Source organism: Duganella sacchari (assembly GCF_900143065.1).
GTDB lineage: Bacteria > Pseudomonadota > Gammaproteobacteria > Burkholderiales > Burkholderiaceae_D > Rugamonas > Rugamonas sacchari.
This window is the reverse complement of the sequence record NZ_FRCX01000012.1, coordinates 122,578-135,937: the sequence shown is the minus strand read 5'-3', so window position 1 is coordinate 135,937 and position 13,360 is coordinate 122,578. Positions and strand designations below refer to the sequence as shown.

12 protein-coding genes are annotated in these 13,360 nt (G+C 64.9%); 4 read left to right on the top strand and 8 right to left on the bottom strand.

Going from position 1 to position 13,360, the window contains the following annotated elements; translation table 11 throughout:
- The first annotated feature begins 12 nt into the window (after window positions 1-12).
- The 4 genes from hslV to BUA36_RS23790 all read left to right on the top strand — a co-directional run bounded on the left by hslV (window position 13) and on the right by BUA36_RS23790 (window position 2,993).
- Entirely contained in the window at window positions 13-555 is a 543-nt protein-coding gene (gene hslV, locus BUA36_RS23805) for an ATP-dependent protease subunit HslV (RefSeq protein WP_072788154.1), read from the top strand.
- Window positions 552-1,886, top strand: a complete 1,335-nt coding sequence (gene hslU / locus BUA36_RS23800) for an ATP-dependent protease ATPase subunit HslU (RefSeq protein ID WP_072788153.1) — start codon at window positions 552-554, stop codon at window positions 1,884-1,886. The genes hslV and hslU overlap by 4 nt, the downstream gene beginning before the upstream one ends.
- Before the next feature lie 9 nt (window positions 1,887-1,895).
- Entirely contained in the window at window positions 1,896-2,102 is a 207-nt protein-coding gene (locus tag BUA36_RS23795; protein WP_072788152.1) for a hypothetical protein, read from the top strand.
- A 156-nt stretch (window positions 2,103-2,258) separates the two neighbouring features.
- The gene (locus BUA36_RS23790; protein ID WP_072788150.1) at window positions 2,259-2,993 is read left to right on the top strand and encodes a helix-turn-helix domain-containing protein; all 735 of its coding nucleotides are present in this window, start codon (window positions 2,259-2,261) and stop codon (window positions 2,991-2,993) included.
- Between the two features lie 95 nt (window positions 2,994-3,088).
- On the opposite strand, the gene BUA36_RS23785 is transcribed toward BUA36_RS23790, so the two are convergent.
- From BUA36_RS23785 to gspL, 8 genes are read right to left on the bottom strand one after another with little or no spacing between them, the layout of a single operon-like run.
- Window positions 3,089-5,329, bottom strand: coding sequence for a patatin-like phospholipase family protein (locus BUA36_RS23785; protein ID WP_072788147.1), 2,241 nt, complete (start codon window positions 5,327-5,329; stop codon window positions 3,089-3,091).
- Window positions 5,330-5,341: 12 nt separating this feature from the next.
- Entirely contained in the window at window positions 5,342-5,944 is a 603-nt protein-coding gene (locus tag BUA36_RS23780) for a type II secretion system protein N (RefSeq protein ID WP_072788145.1), read from the bottom strand.
- An 11-nt stretch (window positions 5,945-5,955) separates the two neighbouring features.
- Complete coding sequence (gene gspF / locus BUA36_RS23775) at window positions 5,956-7,176, bottom strand: type II secretion system inner membrane protein GspF (protein ID WP_072788143.1); 1,221 nt, start codon at window positions 7,174-7,176, stop codon at window positions 5,956-5,958.
- An 11-nt stretch (window positions 7,177-7,187) separates the two neighbouring features.
- Window positions 7,188-8,609 carry a type II secretion system ATPase GspE gene (gene gspE / locus BUA36_RS23770; protein ID WP_072788141.1) on the bottom strand — a complete coding sequence of 474 codons (1,422 nt, stop codon included), beginning with the start codon at window positions 8,607-8,609 and terminating at the stop codon, window positions 7,188-7,190.
- Window position 8,610: 1 nt separating this feature from the next.
- Window positions 8,611-10,827 (bottom strand): type II secretion system secretin GspD, encoded by a 2,217-nt coding sequence (gene gspD / locus BUA36_RS23765; RefSeq protein WP_072788139.1) that lies wholly within the window; start codon window positions 10,825-10,827, stop codon window positions 8,611-8,613.
- Between the two features lie 14 nt (window positions 10,828-10,841).
- Window positions 10,842-11,615 carry a type II secretion system protein N gene (locus tag BUA36_RS23760; RefSeq protein ID WP_072788137.1) on the bottom strand — a complete coding sequence of 258 codons (774 nt, stop codon included), beginning with the start codon at window positions 11,613-11,615 and terminating at the stop codon, window positions 10,842-10,844.
- Window positions 11,612-12,115 carry a type II secretion system protein M gene (locus BUA36_RS23755; RefSeq protein WP_072788134.1) on the bottom strand — a complete coding sequence of 168 codons (504 nt, stop codon included), beginning with the start codon at window positions 12,113-12,115 and terminating at the stop codon, window positions 11,612-11,614. Before BUA36_RS23755 ends, BUA36_RS23760 begins: the two co-directional genes overlap by 4 nt.
- Entirely contained in the window at window positions 12,112-13,347 is a 1,236-nt protein-coding gene (gspL, locus tag BUA36_RS23750) for a type II secretion system protein GspL (RefSeq protein ID WP_072788132.1), read from the bottom strand. Before gspL ends, BUA36_RS23755 begins: the two co-directional genes overlap by 4 nt.
- Window positions 13,348-13,360: the final 13 nt, after the last annotated feature.

Genomic DNA, 13,360 nt, shown 5'->3' with positions numbered 1-13,360 from the left:
TTTGAGGTAACTATGGAACAATTTCACGGCACCACCATCCTGTGCGTGCGCCGCGGCAAGCAGGTCGCGCTGGGCGGCGATGGTCAGGTCACGCTGGGCAATATCGTCATGAAGGGCACGGCCCGCAAGGTGCGCAAGGTGTATCAGGGCAAAGTCCTGGTCGGCTTCGCTGGCGGCACCGCCGACGCGTTCACGCTGCTGGACCGCTTTGAAGGCAAGCTGGAAAAACACCAGGGCAACCTGCTGCGCGCCTCGGTCGAGCTGGCCAAGGACTGGCGCACCGACCGCGTGCTGCGCCGCCTGGAAGCCATGCTGCTGGTGGCCGATGCCGAATCGACGCTGGTCATCACCGGCAATGGCGACGTGCTGGAACCGGAAGATGGCGTGGGCGCCATCGGCTCGGGCGGCACCTACGCGCAATCGGCCGCCAAGGCTTTGGTCGAGAACACGGAACTGTCGCCGGCGGAAGTCGTCAAAAAATCACTGACCATCGCCGGTGAGCTGTGCATCTACACCAATCTGAACCACATCATTGAAACACTGGATCCAGCATGAACATGACCCCGCAGGAAATCGTCGGCGAACTCGACAAACACGTGGTTGGCCAGGGCAAGGCCAAGAAGGCGGTCGCCATCGCGCTGCGCAACCGCTGGCGCCGCCAGCAGGTGGAAGAACCGCTGCGGCATGAAATCACGCCGAAAAACATCCTGATGATCGGCCCTACCGGCGTTGGCAAGACCGAGATCGCGCGCCGCCTGGCCAAGCTGGCCGATGCGCCGTTCATCAAGATTGAAGCCACTAAGTTCACCGAAGTCGGTTACGTCGGCCGCGATGTCGACACCATCATCCGCGACCTGATCGACATTGGCGTCAAGCAGACCCGCCAGGCCGAGATGGCCAAGGTCCGCGCGCGCGCAGAAGATGCCGCGGAAGACCGCGTATTGGACATCCTGCTGCCGCCGGCGCGCGATTTCGGCTTCACGCCCTCCGGCACGGACGCCCCGAAAGACGACAGCACGCGCCAGACCTTCCGCAAGCGCCTGCGCCAGGGCGAACTGGACGACAAGGAAATCGACATCGAGCTGGCCGAAACCGGTCCGCAAATGGAAATCATGGCGCCGCCGGGCATGGAAGAAATGACCGAGCAGATCAAGTCCATGTTCTCCGGCATCGGCGGCCAGCGCAAGAAGGCGCGCAAAATCAAGATCAAGGAAGCCATGAAAATCCTGATCGAGGAAGAAGCGGCCAAGCTGATCAACGAAGAAGAAATGAAGCAGAAGGCGATCCAGAACGTCGAACAGAACGGCATCGTCTTCCTGGACGAGATCGACAAGATCGCCTCGCGTTCCGAAGTGGGCGGCGCCGATGTCTCGCGCGCCGGCGTGCAGCGCGACCTGCTGCCGCTGGTGGAAGGCACGACCGTCAACACCAAGTACGGCATGATCAAGACCGACCACATCCTGTTCATCGCCTCGGGCGCCTTCCATCTGGCCAAGCCGTCCGACCTGATCCCCGAGCTGCAGGGCCGCTTCCCGATCCGCGTCGAGCTGGAATCGCTGTCGATCGCCGATTTCGAACGCATCCTGACCAGCACCGACGCCTGCCTGACCAAGCAGTACGAAGCGCTGCTGTCGACCGAAGACGTCAAGCTGGAATTCGCGCAGGAAGGCATTACCCGCCTGGCGGAAATCGCCTACTCGGTCAACGAGCGCACTGAAAACATCGGCGCCCGCCGGCTGTACACGGTGATGGAAAAACTGCTGGAAGAACTGTCCTTCACGGCCAGCGAAGACAGCGGCAAGACCATAGTGATTGACGCCGCGTATGTCAACGCGCGTCTGGATGCGCTGGCGGTCAACGAAGACCTGTCGCGCTACGTGCTGTAAGGAACGGGCATGGCAAACAAGGCCCTGGCAACCCGGCAAAAGATGACGATGCGCGTCGAGCCATCGCAAAAAGCGCCGCGCAACCCGGTGGCCGTGGCAGCCAAGCTGCGGGTCGGAGGCGCCGGCCCGCACGCCAAGCCGCAATCGGCAGACCGCCAGGCCAGCAAACGCCTGCTGGCCAAAATCGATCCGAAACGGCATCTGGATGAGCAGTGACCTTCGGCGGGGGCCCGTCATGGCTCCCGCTCCCGGTCGATGTTTAGAGTGTGCGTCAGTTAGCTGCGATGTACTAATTGATTATTCCGAAGATTGGCTCTCAGACCTAAAGGTATCGTGATACGATACCTTTTTTGTTTTTTAACAAGGCTGGAAATGAGTTCACCGGAATTGCTGCTGCAAGTACTGCGGACCCAGATGCGGGCGGCGGGCGTCACCTACAAAATGCTGGCGGAACGGATTTCGATGAGCGAGTCCAGCGTCAAACGCATGTTCGGCCAGCAGGACATGTCGCTGTCGCGGCTGGCGCAAATCTGCAAGGCCGCCGGGGTGCCGATGGAAGACGTGCTGCGCGGCGCCGCCGACGCCACGCCGCAGGCCGACCGTCTGACGCTGCCGCAGGAAAAATCCCTGCTGGCCAATCCCAACCTGCTGCTCATGGCGATCTGCTGCCTGGGGCACTGGACGCTGGAGCAGGTGCTGGAAACCTACACGCTGACCGAGCCCGAGTGCATCGTCCTGCTGGCCGAGCTGGACCGGCTGGGCGTGATCGAACTCAAGCCGATGAACCGCTACCGCCTGCGCGTCTCCAACGCGTTCCGCTGGCTGCCGGACGGCCCGGTACAACAGTTCTTCCGCGAACATGCCGTCGACGACTACTTCAGCGGCAGCTTCGACGGCGCCGGCGAAACGCTGATGTGCCTGCCAGCGCGGCTGTCGCTGCCCAGCGCGCTGGAGCTGGTCGGCCGCATCCAGCAACTGGCGGGCGAGCTGTCGCGGCTGCACCAGAGCGACCGCCGCCTGGCGCCGCAGGAACGCGACGGCTTCACGCTGCTGGTCGGCTTCCGCTCCTGGGAATTCGCCGCCTTCACCGCCCTGCGCCGCAAATAAGTTCGGGGTCAGTGCCGACATTCGGACACGGTCTCTGCAGTAGCGTTCGCTACTGCAGAGACCGTGTCCGAATGTCGGCACTGACCCCGGTGGTATTACCAGATCGGGCCGAGGAACAGGTAGGCGCTGCTGTTGCCGCCCTTGGTGGTGCCGGTGCCGAAGTACAGCGGGCCGAAACGGGTGTCGACCGCAACAAACGCACTGGCCGCCTGCTTCAGCGAGCCCCAGCGCAGCGGGTCCTGTGGGCTGTAGGCGCCGCCCGCTTCGAGCGAGAAACCGAGCCGCACATCGCCACCCAGGGCGGCCGGCATGGCGCCGATGCTGCGCGCCATCACGATGCGCCCCAGCACCGTGCGGCTGCCCTGTACCGAATCAGGCGTGGTGCCGGACAGCCGCAAGAAGCCGCCCAGATTGTTTTCCGACGCGCCACCCTGGCTGCGCGCCCATTCCGCATACACGTGCCCCGCCCAGCGGCCGGCATGGAAAGCTTCCAGCCCCTGCACCCGCTGCTGCGTCGGCGCCGGCGAAGTGATGCCGCTCTTCTGTACCGCGCGCTGCCAGTCCAGCGTAAACAGGGTGCCGCGCGTGGGGAAGGCGATCGTGTCCAGACTATCGATGTTGAAGGTCAATGCATGCACGGTCTGCGTCTCGCGCTGTTTTTCCAGCACTTCCGGTATCGAGTAATGGCCCCTGGCCAGCTGGCGCACCAGCGAATAGCGCAAGTCGCCCCAGCGTCCCAGCTGACGTCCGAGGACCAGCGACGCCGCCTGATAATCGTAGGCCAGGCGTGCCTGGCGCAGTCCTCTGGAATCAAACAGATCGGTCGACGAGGCGCCATATTCCAGCGTCGGCGCCACATACCATTGCGAGCCCACGCCCAGCGGCTGCCAGAACTGGGTGGTCAGCGCCCGTTCGGTGCCCACGCGGCCGATGGTGCGCAGCTCCGCGCCCCAGTCGTTCAGGGACGACAGCACGTGCATGACCTTGAGCTCAAACGCGTTGTTATCGGTGAAGTCGCTGCTCAGCTCCAGCCCCACGCGCAACCGGCTGTGCGCCCATTCGGCTTCGGTCGGTTTAATCAGCACGCTGCGGCCATTCTCGTCATCGCGCACTTCGGTTTCCACGCGCGCCAGGTCGCCACGGCCAAACAGCTGGTTGCCCGCTTTGTTGGCCTGCTCGCTGGTCACCAGCTGCCCCAGCTTCAGGCCCGATTGTATTTCCAGTTCTTTCGGATTGATGCGGCCACTGGGCGCCACTTCCAGCTTGGTCAGCCTCACCGGCTGGTCGATCGCCACGGGCGCCGAGGAGCGCGCCAGCTCATACGACGCATACTGCGCCTCCGGCAAGGCCAGCGCCACCAGCCTGCCGCTCATGGCGCGCACCGCGGCCTCGCCTTCTTTCATCGCGCGCTCATGGCGGGCGAAATCGAGGAAGCCGATGCCGCCCAGATCCGGCTGCAGCAGGATGTCATCCGGGCGCAGTTCCTTCAGCGAGCGCTGGACGTTTTGCTCGGTCAAGATCTGCAGCATCTGCTGCGCCACGCTGACCGCGCTGACCAGTTCCTTCTCCTGCGCCAGCGGCGTGCCAACGTTGACGGCGATGATGATATCCGCGCCCATCTCGCGCGCGACGTCCACCGGCAGGTTGCGCACCAGGCCACCATCCACCAGCAGGCGCTGATTGACGCGCACCGGCGCGAACACGCCCGGCACCGCGAGCGAGGCGCGCATCGCCAGGAACAGCGGCGTGTCGTTCAGCTCCACCAGCTCGCCCGTCACCAGGTCGGACGCCACGGAACGGAACGGCAGCTGCAGCAGATTGGCGGGCTTGTCGCGCGCGCCCGGCGGCAGGACGCGGCTCAGCGCCAGTTCCAGCGCTTCGTTACCGGCGGCGGCAGGCGGTAGCGAGACGCCGTCCAGATGCGCACCCAGTTCGATCCGCGACGGCAGCAGCAGGTCTTCCTCGCGGCGGCGATACACCAGCTCATCGCGCGGCGGACGGTCCGCCACCACCGCATTCCAGTCGGTGCGACGCACCAGCTGCTCCAGCTGCTCCACCGAGCTGCCTGCTGCATACGCGCCGCCGACCACACTGCCCATGCTGGTGCCGACCACGATGTCCACCGGAATACGCAGCTCCTGCAAGGCGCGCAGCACGCCGATGTGGGCAAAGCCACGCGCACCACCGCCCGACAGCACCAGCGCGACTTTAGGGCGCGGCTTGATGGCCGCATCCGGCGCCACCGAGGTGGCATTCGGCGGCTGCTGCGCTGCCAAGGCGCCAGATAAGAAAAAACCGCAGCATAAAGCTGCGGCCAGTGATCGGAGATAAGCCATGGGGCTACCCTGCTAGTTATCGTGGGTTGGGATGGGAGGAATGCCCATCGGCGCAATGCCACGCTGCGGCGTGGTCTGTGCATTTTGTTGTGGTTGTACCGGCACCTGGGGCGGCGTTTGCTGTAACACTGGCTGCTGCACCGGCGGCGGCGCCGGCATGGCCGGCTGCTGCGGCGACATCGCCGGGCCAGGCAGACCGCTTGCGGGGCCGCTGGAGACGCCGTCACCGCTAGGCAGGTCGAGACGTTTGATCACGCCGCCTTCGGACAGGATCACATGCTTCGGGTGGACTTCCTTGACGATCACGCCCGGCACGATTTCCTTGCCGACCGCTAGCGCCTCCGCTGGTTTGTTATCGACCGAGATGATGGCAGCGCTGTCTTCGCCACGCGCCGCCACCACGCCTTTAAGCTGGTAGTTGCTGACGGCGGCAACCGTGATCTGCCCGCCAAACAGTCCCTTGGCCGCATCCATGTCGATGCCCACGGGCGGTGGTGGCGGCGGCGCGGCAATCACGCGCTGCTGCGGCTTGAACAACTGCAGTCCCCAGTAAGCCAGCGATGCCGACAGCAGCACCACAGCGAGAACAGTAACGATTAAGGGCAAACGCTTCATGGTGTCCTTTATCAGCGTACCAGCTGATTGATTTCGATAATAGGCATCAGCACGGCCAGCACGATCAGCAGCACCACCACGCCCATGGCCAGGATCAGCGCCGGCTCCAGCAGGCCGGCAATGGTCAGCGTGCGGCGTTCCAGGTCGGATTCCTGGGCGGCGGCGGCGCGGTCCAGCATGGCCGGCAGTTCGCCGGTGATTTCACCGGCACGTATCATATGTATCAGCATCGGCGGGAAGTGCTTCTGCGCCGACAGCGCGCGCGCCAGGCTCACGCCTTCGCGCACGGCATCGCTGGCCTCTTCCACCAGCTCCCGCATGGCGACGTTGTTCAGCGTGTCGCGGCTGGTTTCCAGCGCGCGCAAGATCGGCACGCCGGAACCGGTGGTGATCGCCAGCGTGCTGGCAAAGCGCGAGGTATTCAGGCTGCGTTCAAACTTGCCGTACAGGGGCGCCGTCAGCAGCCAGGTGTGCCAGCGTCGTTTCAGCGCCGGGTTCTGCAAGGCGCGGCGCCACATCACCCAGGCGCCGATCAGGGCGATCGCCACCACGATGCCGTAGTGGCGCACAAAGTCCGACACCGCCAGCATGATGACGGTCAGGATCGGCAGTTTCTGCTTGGTGTTGGCAAACACCGAAACGATCTGCGGCACCACATAGGTCAGCAGGAAGATCACGATGGAGAACGCCACCACCGTCACAATCGCCGGATAGGTGAAGGCCAGGCGCACTTTCTGCACCAGCGCGTTGCGGCGCTCGATGTAGTCGGCAAGGCGCGACAGCACGCGCGACAGCTGGCCGATCTGCTCACCGGACGCCACCAGCGCGCGGTAGATTTCCGCGAAATCGCGCGGATGGCGGCCCAGTACCGCCGACAGCGAATCGCCGCCGATCACTTCCGACCGCACCGAGGCAATCAGGTCGCGCAGATACGGACGCTCGGCCTGCTCCAGCAAGGCGGTGAAGGCCTGCTCCAGCGGCAGTCCCGCTTCCAGCAGGCTGGCCAGCTGGCGCGTGAACAGCGCCAGCTCGGTCGCGCTGAGGCGCTCGCCGAGGCCGCGGCTGCGCGTGGCGCCCGAGGCATCCACCTGCGTGGCAATCAGATCGACCTTGAGCGGCACCAGTCCCTGCGCGCGCAGTTCCGCACGCGCCGAGCGGGCACTGTCAGAATTCAGTACGCCTTTTTTGGTGGCGCCACCGGCATCGGCGGCTTCATAACGAAATGCGGGCATGGTGTGTCGCCTTAGTCCTTGGTCACGCGCATCAATTCGGCCTGGGTCGTCATGCCGCTGGCCAGCCAACGCTCGCCATCGTCACGCATGGTGTGCATGCCGTCGTGGATGGCCGTGGCCTTGATTTCCGCTTCCGATGCGCGGTTGTGTATCTGCGCGCGGATGTGCTCCGTGGTCTCGAGGAATTCGTAGACGCCCACACGGCCCTGATAGCCGGTGTGGCCGCACTGTTCGCAGCCGACCGCGTGCCACAGCTTGCCGTCGAAGGTCTTGCAGCTCGGGCACAGCTTGCGCACCAGGCGCTGCGCCAGCACGCCCAGCAAGGTTGACGACAGCAGGAACGGCTCGATGCCCATGTCCAGCAGACGTGTGACGGCGGCGGCGGCATCGTTGGTGTGCAGCGTGGCCAGCACCAGGTGGCCCGTCAGCGAGGCCTGCACCGCGATCTGCGCCGTTTCCAGGTCGCGGATCTCACCGATCATGATGACGTCCGGGTCCTGGCGCAGGATTGCGCGCAGCGCCTTGGCGAAGGTCATGTCGATGCGCGGATTGACCTGCGTCTGGCCAACGCCGGCCAGGTCGTATTCGATCGGGTCTTCCACCGTCATGATGTTGGTGGTGGTGGCGTTCAGCAGCGACAGCGCGGCGTACAGCGTGGTGGTCTTGCCCGAGCCGGTCGGGCCGGTGACCAGCACAATGCCGTGCGGTTGATTGATCATCGTGTCGAACCTCGGCAGCATGGTTTCGCTCATGCCGAGGTGGTTCAGGTCGAGGCGGTTGGCTTCCTTGTCGAGCAGACGCAGTACGGCGCGTTCGCCGTGGCCGGTCGGCAGCGTGGAGACCCGCACGTCCACCGGCTTGCCGCCGATGCGCAGCGTGATGCGGCCGTCCTGCGGCAGGCGCTTCTCGGCAATGTCCAGCTGCGCCATGATCTTGATACGCGAGATCAGCGAACCGTGGATGGCCTTGCGCGGACGGACGATGTCGCGCAGCGTGCCGTCGACGCGGAAGCGCACCACCGACGTCTGTTCGAACGGCTCGATGTGGATATCGGATGCACCGTCGCGCAGCGCCTGCGTCAGCAGCGCGTTAATCATGCGGATCACCGGTGCATCGTCGGACGATTCCAGCAGGTCTTCAATCGCCGGCACATCCTGCAGCAGCTTGGTCAGATCGAGGTCGGCGTCAAACTCCTCCGCTACCATCGAGGCGTTGCCGCCCGAGCTGGCGTAGGCCGCAGCGATCGCGGTTTCCAGATCGGCGCGCGTCATGTTCTTGAGCTGGATGCGGCCGAAACGGCGCGATACTTCCGCGATGGCGGCAGGCGCGGTGGCGCCGCACACCAGCACATCGACCGTGTGTTCCGCGTCTTCGCTGTGCTGGGCCAGCACCACGAAATCACGGGCAAAGGCGTAAGGGAGCAGATTACTCATATCACTGCTGCTTGACTGGTTCAGCCGCGCCAGGCGCAGCCTTGCTCGGCAGCGGCGCCGGGGTAATCGGACGGATCGACGCGCCGCCCAGCGGTGCGCCATCCTTGAGCTGCGGCAGCACCGGCTGGCCCAGGTCTTTGACCAGGATACCTTCCGGCGGCTGGATGGCTTCCTGCTGCAGACGCATGTAGTCGTAGCGGTCGGCCGCCAGCGTGCTGTTTTGCTCTTTGCTGCGCACCACAACCGGGCGCAGGAAGATCATCAGGTTGGTCTTGTTGCGGCTACGCTTCTGGTACTTGAACAGGTTGCCCAGTATCGGGATGTCGCCCAGGCCGCGCACCTTGTCGGTGCCGTCGCCTTCCGTGTCTTCAATCAGGCCGCCCAGCACGATGATCTGGCCATCGTCGGCAATCACATTGTTTTCGATGATGCGGGTGTTCAGCGTAATGCCGCTCGGCGCCGTCAGCGTCGAGGTATCCACGCTGGACGTCTCGTGGTAAATCGCCATCTTGATGGTGCCGCCTTCGGAAATCTGCGGCCGCACTTTCAGCGTCAGGCCGACGTCCTTGCGGTCAATGGTCTGGAACGGGCTGGCGTTGTTGCCGGAGGTGGTGGTGAACTGGCCGGTCAGAATCGGCACGTTCTTGCCCACGCGGATGGTGGCCAGCTCGTTGTCCAGCGTGATCATGTTGGGCGTCGACAGGATGTTGGCGTTGCCGTCCGATTCCAGCGAGTGCGCGAGTGCGCCCAGGCCGATCGCATCGCCGACCTTCTTGAAGATGCCGATGGACAGGCCATTGGTCGGCAGGGTGGCGCCCTTGCCCGTGGCAACTGCGGTCAGCGTGTTATTGGTGCCGCCGGTGGTGAACGATTGCAGGCCGCCCACGCGGTAGGTGCTGTTCGAGTTACCGGTTGCGCCCACCCACTGCACGCCAAACTCGGAGACTTTGTCGGACGTGACTTCAACGATCAGCGACTCGATGTAGACCTGCGCGCGGCGCGCGTCCAGCTGGTCGATCACGGCGCGCAGGTTGCGGTACACCGATTCCGGCGCGGTGATAATCAGGGTGTTGGTGCTGGCGTCAGCCTGGATGAAGCCTGCGGCGCCGCCGCCACCGCCCTGCTGCTGGCTGCCGGAGCCGCTCAGCAGCGGATTGCTCGGTCCCGACGAACCGCCACCCGCGTTGCCGCTGTTGTTGTTGCCGAAGCCACCGCCATTGTTGCCGCTGTTCTGCTGGCCGGTACCGCTGCCGGTGCCCGTCCCCGTGCCGCTGCTGTTGTTCTGTTGCGAGACCTCGCCTGTCACCACGGAGCGCAGGGTCTGCGCCAGCTTGGTCGCTTCCGCATTCTTCAGGTAGACCACGTGCACATTGCCCAGTTCCTGGGTAGGCTGGTCCAGCTTGGCGATGAGCGACTTGGCCAGGTTGGAGCGCGCCAGCGATGGCGCGCGCAGCACCAGCGAGTTGGTGCGCGGGTCGGCCAGCACGCTGGTCTTGCCGGCGTCGCCGCTGCCGGCGGCGCCGGCATCCATGAGCTTATTGAGCATCGCTGCCAGGTCGCTGGCAATTGCGTAGCGCACCGGGATCACGTCCAGGTCCGATACCGCCGGCGCATCCAGCGCAGCGACGATTTTCGCCAGGCGCTTGACGTTGTCGGCGTAGTCGGTCACCACCACGCTGTTGTTGCCAGGGTTGGCATTGATGGTGTTGTTCGGCGAGATCAGGGGGCGCAGCACCGTCACCACGTTGGCGGCCGACTCATAATTCAGGCGGAAGATCTGGCTGACGATCTGGTCGCCCTTGGCCTGCGGCGCATCGACCTGGGTTGGTCCGGCCTGCAGCTTGGCGTCCGCTTCCGGCACCACCTTGGCATAGCCGTCGCCGCTGACCACCGCATAGCCTTGCAGGCGCAGCGCGGAAGTCAGCAGGCTGAATGCCTGCGACTTGGTCACCGGTTTTTCCGACACCACCGTCAGCGTGCCTTTCACGCGCGGATCGATCACGAACGTGATGTTGGTGTAGTGGCCCACCGCCTTGATGACCGATTCAATATCGGCGCCGACAAAATTCAGCGCGGCGTCATCCGCCGCAGCATGCGCCAGGGCTGGCAGCAGCAAGGCAGCAGTAGGCGCGGCGCTGATCGCACAGCACAGCATCGCACCTGCGCTCAGGCGGCGCAGCGCAGGAAGACGGTTTTTGCTAACGGACTGTTTTTTCATAGTCGGACTTTATCTTAGTGGAACTCTAATGCGATGACGTTACGGTCGCTACCTGGCTTGCGCTGGCCCAGCAGATTCAGCAGGTTGGCCAGCGTATCCTCGTATCCCTGTGCTGCCTCGGCCTGCCCGGAAAACTGCAGGCGGCCGTTATTCAAACTTCCCTGGCCCCGCAACAGCAACGGCCCTTTGACGGAACTCAGCGTCAACTGCGCCTGCTGGCCATGCCAGTCCAGCGCCATGTTGTAGCTGCCCAGCGGCCGGATCGACGACAGGCGCGATGCCATGTCGGTCATCTCCAGCGTCGTGCGGCCGTTGACGCTGACCTGGCGGTTTTCCAGCGCCAGCTGCAGCGCCGTCCAGGTCAGCCGCATGGTGCCGCTGGGCGCCACCGTATTCAGTGGCGCGCCCAGGCCGGCCAGGCCTTCGGCAGGCAGCAGCAGCGCCGATGGGCTCAACTGCCATTGCGACCAGCTGCCGTGGAAAGTCACCGGTTGTGCCAGCGCTTCCGGATTCTCCAGCTGCAGGTCAACCATGCCGACCAGCGCCAGCGGCGAAATCTTCCAGTTGAAACGGCCCGGCAGCAAGGGCGTCACCGGGCTGTTGTTGCCAGCCGCGCCGCCGATAAACGCCGAACCGCGCCACAGCGTACCTTGTGCATCTCCCAGCGTCAAACGGCCGCCGGTGCGCTGCTCGACAATGGAACCCAGCCACGCCGCCGGAAAGAACACCAGCAGCGTCAAGGCCATCGTCAGCGCGATGGTCAGCAGCCATAGCATGGCACGCTTCATCGGACTTCCTGGCGCAGCGTCAGCGCGGCATTCACCACGCCCGGCGCCTCCTGCGCGGTAAAGCTGGCGTCCACCACGTTGATGCGGCTTTCGGTGCGGACCGCGTCCAGCCACGCCACCACGCCGGCATACTGGGCGCCGGTGAATTGCAGCTTGGCGTATTCGCCGGTGATGTTGAGCGATTGCGGATTCAGTCCGCGCGCCGCCAGGCTGGCGTTCAGCGCATCACGCGTCATCGGTGTCGGCGCGATGGTGTTCTGGCCTTTCAGCGCTTGCGCCTCGCGCGCCATGGACTGCATCTCGGCAGCCTGCTGGTGCAGCTGCGGCAGCGATTTGTGCAGCTCGGCGCGGCCATCCAGCGCCGGTCCAACCAGCACGCCATAAAACAGGCCCAGGCCGAGCACCGCACCGCCGATGCGCAGCAGCTTGCGTTCCTGCTCGGTGCGGACTTGCCAGAAGGCGTCGATACGCGCGCGCAGGTCTTGTGTCGCTTTACTCATGATTTTGCTCCTGCGGTAGCGGGCTGGATCTTCCAGGAGGAGGATGAGGACTCGTCGATATGCAGCTTGCGGCCCGCCAGTGCGGAGCGCAGCTGCGCCATCATGGCCGCATCCACGGTATTCGGTTTGACTTTCACGATCAGTGCGCGGTCTTTGTATTCCAGCGCGGCGATGATGTCGCGGCGCGGCAGGCTGCTCAGCGCTGCGCCAAAGCCGGCGCTCAAGGCGACAAATTCGTCGGCGCTACCTTCACCGCTATTGGCTTTGGCCAGGCGGATATTGCGGGCCATCTGGTCCATCGGCGCAGCGACCAATGGCTCGTTGGGATAGACCGACTTGAAGGTCTGCTTCATCGACAGGTCCACCGTCTTGGCCTCACCCTTGAGGCGCATCCATTCGATATTGATGCCGACCACGTTGACCAGCAGCGCCAGCACGGCGATGCGCACCGGCCAGCGCCACAGCTGCCACGCACGCGACGCTGCGCCGGCCGTGCCCAGTGCCGGCGCCAGATCCAGTCCGGCGCTGCGCGACGCCGCCACCCAGTGCGCCCAATGGTCTTCTTCCAGCGTCAGATGCGGCACCTCGGCGGCCAGCGGCGCAAATTGCGCCATCTGCGCCGGCGCCAGATACAGCGTCATCGCCTGTTCGCCGGCCAGCGCCCGCAGGGTTTGCAGCGCCATCTGCGGTTGCGCCGGCAGCGTCAGGCCCAGGCCTTCCAGCTGCGACTGGCGCAATACCAGCTCGTAGCCCGCATCGCCCGGCAGCACGGTGGCGGAAACAGCGCCCGGCTGGAACGGCAGGCACAGTTGCGACGGCAGCGCCGACACCGCATGGGCGCCTTGCGCCAGCAGGGCTTTGACCAGGACCTCCAGCCAGGCACGCTGCACCACGGCCACAGTACGCAAGCCTTCTTCATCAGCAGCGCTGGCGGCCAGCACGCAGTCAGCCGGATCGCCGAGCACCTGTTCTTCCACCAGCGCCGGCAGTGCGGCCTTCAGCTTGGCGGCCGACAGCGGCGGCGCCTTGACGCGCAACAGCGTCACATCCGCAGCAGCCAGCAGCAGTACCACGCGACGCGATGAGGCAACCAGGTCCGCCAGATTCCCCAGCGGCGATGCGCCCTGCTGCAGCAGGTTGCCGCCGTCGCCCACCAGCGCGAACGGGCAGGTCTGGGCGGCGCCGCTGTCGACGCTGGCCTTGGCCGGATAGCGGATAAATAATGTAGTCAAAGGAGCTCGCTTT